General features: G+C 67.7%; 4 protein-coding genes and 1 pseudogene. 1 reads left to right on the top strand and 4 read right to left on the bottom strand.

What is annotated here, in order from left to right; all coding sequences use genetic code 11:
* Positions 1–981 (top strand): annotated as a pseudogene (locus ACWDAG_RS07320) (hypothetical protein); the annotation flags it as partial.
* A gap of 956 nt (positions 982–1,937) precedes the next feature.
* Here the strand turns inward: ACWDAG_RS07320 and ACWDAG_RS07315 are convergent.
* The 4 genes from ACWDAG_RS07315 to ACWDAG_RS07300 all read right to left on the bottom strand — a co-directional run bounded on the left by ACWDAG_RS07315 (position 1,938) and on the right by ACWDAG_RS07300 (position 6,166).
* Entirely contained in the window at positions 1,938–2,936 is a 999-nt protein-coding gene (locus tag ACWDAG_RS07315) for an alcohol dehydrogenase catalytic domain-containing protein (RefSeq protein WP_450694612.1), read from the bottom strand.
* Between the two features lie 120 nt (positions 2,937–3,056).
* Positions 3,057–4,109, bottom strand: a complete 1,053-nt coding sequence (locus tag ACWDAG_RS07310) for an SDR family oxidoreductase (RefSeq protein WP_450694611.1) — start codon at positions 4,107–4,109, stop codon at positions 3,057–3,059.
* A gap of 80 nt (positions 4,110–4,189) precedes the next feature.
* A complete protein-coding gene (locus ACWDAG_RS07305; protein ID WP_450694610.1) occupies positions 4,190–4,780 on the bottom strand; it encodes a TetR/AcrR family transcriptional regulator in 591 nt (196 codons plus the stop codon).
* A gap of 789 nt (positions 4,781–5,569) precedes the next feature.
* Complete coding sequence (locus tag ACWDAG_RS07300) at positions 5,570–6,166, bottom strand: DUF742 domain-containing protein (RefSeq protein WP_450694609.1); 597 nt, start codon at positions 6,164–6,166, stop codon at positions 5,570–5,572.
* Positions 6,167–6,179 lie beyond the last annotated feature (13 nt).

Below are 6,179 nucleotides of genomic sequence, written 5' to 3'. Positions count from 1 at the left end.
GAGGGGCGTCCTCATGCCGTCACCACCAGCCGCGACGAGTCGGTGCGGGTGTGGGACCTGCAGGCGGGGATAGAACGTGCCACCCTCACCGGCCACATCGGCCCGGTGACTGCGGTTGCCGTGGCGCAGATAGAGGGGCGTCCTCATGCCGTCACCACCAGCCGCGACGAGTCGGTGCGGGTGTGGGACCTGCAGGCGGGGATAGAACGTGCCACCCTCACCGGCCACACGGGCTCGGTGACTTCGGTGGTGGTGGCGCAGATCCACGGGTGTCCTCATGCCGTCACCACCAGCGACGACACGTCGGTGCGGGTGTGGGACCTGCAGGCGGGGAGAGAATGGGCCACCCTCGGCCACACTGGCCCGGTGACTGCGGTCGCGGTGGTGCCGATCGAGGACCGTCCTCATGCCGTCACCATCAGCGACGACGAGTCGGTGCGGGTATGGGACCTGTGGGCGAGGAGAGAACGGGCCACCCTCGGCCACACTGGCCCGGTGACTGCGGTCGCCGTGGCGCGGATCGAGGGCCGTCCTCATGCTGTCACCACCAGCGACGACGGCTCGGTGCGGGTGTGGGACCTGGAGGCGGGGAGAGAACGTGCCACCCTTACCGGCCACACGGGCTCGGTGACTTCGGTTGTGGTGGTGCGGATCGAGGGCCGTCCTCATGCTGTCACCACCAGCGACGACGGGTCGGTGCGGGTGTGGGACCTGGAGGCGGGGAGAGAACGTGCCACCCTTACCGGCCACACGGGCTCGGTGAGCGCGATCGCGGTGGCAAAAATCGACGAACGCGCCCACGCCGTCACTACCAGCCGCGACAACACGATGCGGGTGTGGGACCTGGTTTCGGCACGTCCCGTAGCAGTGATCTTCATACCATTGCCGGTCTACGGGGTTGTCGTGTACAACAGCACCGCCTTCTTGGGTATGGCGAGTGAGATATTGGTACTTGAGCCACTGCGGGAGGAGGACGAGTGAGCGTTTCGGCGTCTGCGTCTGTCCCTTGCGAACAGCGACTTCCGGCAACGGCTAGTTCGGGGGCTGACGCGCCAATTGGTGTCCCGACTGCTGACCTGTGAAGAAGTCGCGCGCTTCCATCCGGGGCGAGGAGTGAAGGAGCCTCTTTCGCCGGTAAGGAACTCCGCTGCTCGCGACTTCAAGAGCGAGGCAGCGACCTGCATGAAATTCCAAACGGCTGTCTCCGGGGACGGGTCAGGAAGTGGCTGCTCAGGGCCGTAGTGGACACGCAGTGGACGGAAAGACCAGGAAGGAGCAGGAACGAGCCGGACAGGGACGGCCGCTCCGAGGCCTCTGACCTGCGGAAACAGGAAGACTGCGGCAGGATTCGGAAGATCACGGATGATCCTCAAAGGACTCATAATCCGTCGGCCGTGGGTTCGAGTCCCACCCGCCCCACCACTCGCTACGCGAGGAGAAACGATCTGACCAGCTGAATCCGCTGCTCGCGAGTTCAACTCTGCAGCCGTCAGTGTGCGTTGGGATCGTTTCGACCTGCGTAGACGTATCGGCCTGCGGCTGGAGGATGGCGTCGTGGGGGCTGTGTGGGCGCCTGGACGTCGCATTCTGGACGTCGGCTGGACGCGAGGATCCGGAAGCGGTGTCGCCCGGTGGCCCCTGGGTGTCGGGAGACGGCCCAGGCCACAGCGGACTGACCGCCGGGCGGCCCGGGTCGGTCAGAAGCCTGGTGCCCGTCGGCACCGCGCGAGCTTTACTGCCTGAGGTCGATCATGCGGACCGGCTGCCCTGTCGGGCGGGCGATGGCTTCGAAGTCGCGGTCGTCGTGGAACAGAGTGAGTCCCGCTTCTTCCGAGGCTGCGGCCACTGAACAACCAGAGGCCGACAGCACCCGTCCGCCACTGTCACCCCAGCTCAACCATCCGAAGCGAAACGGGGGGCAATGCGTGGAATCGCGATCAGAGGGTCAGTACGACTCGCTCGTGCACCTGACCGCCTTCGAGTAGACGGTGCGCCTCGTTGGCGTCCTGCATGCGCATGGTTCTGTACTCCCGCAGTCTGAGCCGCCCCTGCGCCAACATGGACATGGTGTCCTTCAACGCGTGAGGAGCCCGCTGGGGACTGGGATGTGACAGTGCGACACCGAAGTCCGCCGCAGCGGGGTCGGACAAGGTGATCACCCGGTCGGCGGCTCCGGTCAACGCGATCGCGTCCGCCAGCATTCCCTTGCCAGAGGCGTCGAACGCGAAGCCGACAGCCCCGACACGCCTGACCGCGTCCACCAGCTTCGCGCCGTAGCGTACGGGCGTGGCACCCAAGGACGTGACCAGTGCGTCGTCCCGCTCGCCTACGGCACTCACCACTTTGATGCCCTGAGCGACAGCCAACTGGGTTGCGATCAAGCCGACAGCCCCGCCACCACCGAGCACCAGCAGTGTGTCGCCCGTCTTCACCGCCAGCTGTCGCAGAACCCCCGCTGCCGCCTCCGCCGAGGCCGGCAGAGAGGCTGCGGCCGCCCACGGGACGGAAGGTGGCTTTGCGACCCACATCGAGGCAACCGCATATTCAGCGTATCCACCAAGGTCGAAAAGCAGTGCCGATACTTCTTCGCCGATCTGCGTTCCGTTGACTCCGGGCCCGACTGCGTCGACAGTGCCCGCTACCTCGAAGCCGAGTACGGCGTTCCGCCGTAGCGAAAAGGCCTTGAGGCGGCCCGACCGCAGGGCGAGGTCGGTCGGGCCGACGCCCGCGGCTTTCACCTTCACCCTGATCTGCCCCTCGCCCGGCTGGGGAAGCGGGACATCGGTCCATCGCAGGACGTCAGGACCGCCGATGTCGGTCAGCGTGATCGCTTTTGGCATGTTTCCTCCGTCGGGAAGTCCATGTTCCGTGTAACGCCGTTGAAAGCTGGTGGGGCGGCATCGGTGTGCACAGGCTTGTGCAAGCCCTCCGTTCACGCTCCGTCCCGAACTGCGCTTGCGAGTGAACGGCGGGCCGGCGGCCGGGATCCGTCTTCGGCACGCCGGCTGCCGTGGACTCTGTCGAGAAGGCAAGAGCACACACGTGCGCGCTTGTATCTATGCGGGCTGCGCGGCGGGCAGAAGGCCGAGCTCCAGGAGGCTTTCGGCGGTGGCCACGACGGCTTCGTCGCTGCTGCGGGGGTTCCAGTCGAGGACGGTACGGGCCTTGTCGTTGCTGACGTGGCGGACCCTGCCGAGGTTGGACAGCACACCCTGCAGTGCCGGGTTGGCCTCGGCGGCCTTGCGCACCGTCTCGTCCGGAAGCTCGGTGGTCGGGACGGCACTGGCCGCATCGCCGAGGCGGTCGCGGATGGCGAGTGCGATCTGGTGCAGGGAGACGGCGTCGCCGGCGGCGGCGATGAAGCGTTCGCCGACTGCCCTGGGGTCGGTCATGGCCTTGAGGTGCAGGTCGGCGGCGTCCCGGACATCGATGACGGCGAAGTACAGCCGGGGTACGCCCGGCATGGCGCCGCTGAACAGGCCGATGATCATGTCGATCGAGGAGGAGTGGTCGCTGCCGACGACGGGGCCGAAGATGCCGACCGGGGCGACGGTGGCGAGCTGGAGGCCGTTGCCCTCGCGCTCGACGAAGTCCCAGGCGGCTCGTTCGGCCAGCGCCTTGGACCTGATGTAGGCGGGGAGGTCGCTGTCCAGGTCGGTCCAGTCGTTCTCGGTGAAGGGCCGTTCGGTGGCGGCCCTGCCGTAGCCGACGGCGGCGAACGAGGAGGTGGCCACCACGCGTTCGACGCCTGCGTCGCGGGCGGCACGCAGCACGCGCAGCGTGCCTTCTCGGGCCGGGACGATCAGGTCGTCCTCGTGGTCGGGCTCGCCGCCTGGGAAAGGGGAGGCGATGTGCAGGACGTAGCGGCAGTCTGCCACTGCCTCGGCCCACCCTCCATCCGCGGTGAGGTCCGCCTCCACGAACGTGAGCCGGTCACCCGCGTGCACGCCCATGGACTCCAAGTCCCTGCGAACCTGTGCCTCGCGGCTGAGGGTCCGCACCGTGGTGCGGACCTGGTAGCCCTTACCGAGCGCCTGGGCTATCACACGGCCGCCCAGGAATCCGGAGCCTCCAGTGACGAGGACGGTATCGGTCGAAGTGCTGCTCATGGCCAAGTTCCTTTGCCTTCTCGTCCTCGTACTGGCTGGCCGAGGGGATGCCGGCCGGATGAGGAACGGGTCATCTGCGGCTAGCTGGTCAGCGCCGGCAACAGCAGGGCATCCATGACCGCGATGAGCTGGTCGGCGTCCGCCTCGGTGCCGGTGAAGAGCTTCTCCACGAAGACGCTGCCCATCAGGAACATCTCGGAGTGCGCCAGGGCCGGATTGTCGGGACGGATCGTTCCCCGCTCGACGTGCCGGGCCAGGATCGTGCGCAGCGCGTCGAGGTAGGGGGCGAACAGGACATCCCTCAGGGCCTGGGCGAGGGCGGGGTCGGACACGACCGCCTGCCAGATTCCCAGCCCCGGGGCGCCCTCCGGGTGTGGCGCCGGCATCGTACGGGCCAGCGCCACCAGGTCGTCACGGAGGCTACCGGCATCGATGTGCGGCAGGGGCGGATACTTGCGCGCCATCATCGCCGTGATCACGAGCTTGGGCTTGTTCTCCCATTGCCGGTACAGCGTGGCCGTGCTCGCTTTCGTCCGTCTGGCCACCTCGTCCACGGTCGCCTGCTCATAGCCGACCTCGGCGACCAGGTCGAAGGTGACGTCGAGGATCTCGCGCTCGCGCTCCTCCGTCAGCCGCTTGCGCCGGTTGGATGCCGGTGCCTGCTTGCTCATCAGTGATTCCCGTCGTCCAAGTTGCCGGTCCATGACCGCCCGTCTGGACAGCATGGATCGAAAACGTGTTTTCGACAGTACGTTTTCGATAAGCGATTATCAAGTCTGCCGCGAAGGGGCGTCGGCACGGCGGTATCGACGCCGCCCGGGAGGGCCGGGTGGTCCGCGGAAGCCTGACCGCGCTGCGTCGTCCGCCGAGGAGCCGGATACCGGGTGCGCACGACCCTGCGAGGGCCAGCCGGGCAAGCTTCAGGTACGAAGAGTGCCTGCGCTGTGTGCGGATCGACCGGGTCGTCCCCGGCGCGCGGGGCGGCGTGCGGGTGGTGGAGAACCCCAAGTACCCCGATCGTGACGACGACGCGTCGAACGACACCGCGGCGATCGTGGTGAAGGCCACCGGCTCGGCGACGTCCAGCCCATCGCCCAGAGCCTCCGCGTCCCCGTCGGCCACGGCCACCGCGAGCCCGTCCGGCTCCGAGGCGGGAACCAGCAGCGGGGCGACGACTGAGGGCCGGTGCCAAGACCCAGGGGCCGTACAGGGGCCGGGGCGGCGCGTCCGTGTCCAGGCGGTGGTATCTCCGGACCGAGAGTGCACCTGGTGTTCAGTGGCGCAGGTACCTGTTGAGAGCGCGTCTGGCGATGACCGAGTGGGCACCGGCAGGCCACCTGGCCATCCTGTCGACACTGCTCTGCGAGACGGAGGCAGGCGAGGGGTGGACGGCAGACCGTGGGTGTCCCGCAATCTCAGTGGCGTACGGCTGTTGGGTCCGCGTGATCCACACCGGCCCGTCAGAGCCGGCGCAGTCCGATCAGAACTCTTTCCATCAGTGCTTGGGTCGGGGCATCGCCGGCATCGGTCGCCGCCTCGTGGACGACGATCATCCCGCGGTCCGCCATGTCACCGAGGAGGACCTTGGCCACGCCCAGCGGCACCGCCACGAGCGCCGCCACCTCGGCCACCGACATCGGTTCCCGGCACAGGTCGAGCACCGCACGATCCCACTGCGTGGCAGCGCCGGGAACGCCGATGGGATCAGCTGCAGTGACCAGGGTCTCGATCTCGAAGTGGTGGTGCGACCTGGTCCGGCCGCCCGTCCATGCGTAGGCGCGGACGAATGCGGCTGGTGCTCCTGGCTCCACGTTGCCGGGTTCCCAGGTGGCCGGCTGGTGGTCCACCTGGGAAGGTCCGTACGACTCGTCGGCAGGCGGCCACGAGGCCTTGTTCTCGTCGGACGGCATGGCCTGCGGCGTGCCAGGAGTACCGGAGGTCTTCCGCCTCCGTCGTCCGCTGCCGAAACTGAACGCGTTGAGCACGTCGGCGAAGGTCTGATCGTCCTCCGCTTCCTGATCTCTTCGAGGGCCGGACGGGCCTTCACCGGTGCTCATGTTCTCCTCGTCC

This window comes from Streptomyces sp. NPDC001157, from assembly GCF_053598255.1.
The sequence above is the reverse complement of the archived record's forward strand: the minus strand, read 5'-3'. Positions and strand labels throughout refer to the sequence as shown.

Excerpts from the sequence above, each read along its gene's own strand:
- ACWDAG_RS07310 (WP_450694611.1), bottom strand. The coding sequence starts at position 4,109 with ATGAGCAGCACTTCGACCGATACCGTCCTCGTCACTGGAGGCTCCGGA.
- ACWDAG_RS07305 (WP_450694610.1), bottom strand. The coding sequence starts at position 4,780 with ATGAGCAAGCAGGCACCGGCATCCAACCGGCGCAAGCGGCTGACGGAG.
- ACWDAG_RS07300 (WP_450694609.1), bottom strand. The coding sequence starts at position 6,166 with ATGAGCACCGGTGAAGGCCCGTCCGGCCCTCGAAGAGATCAGGAAGCG.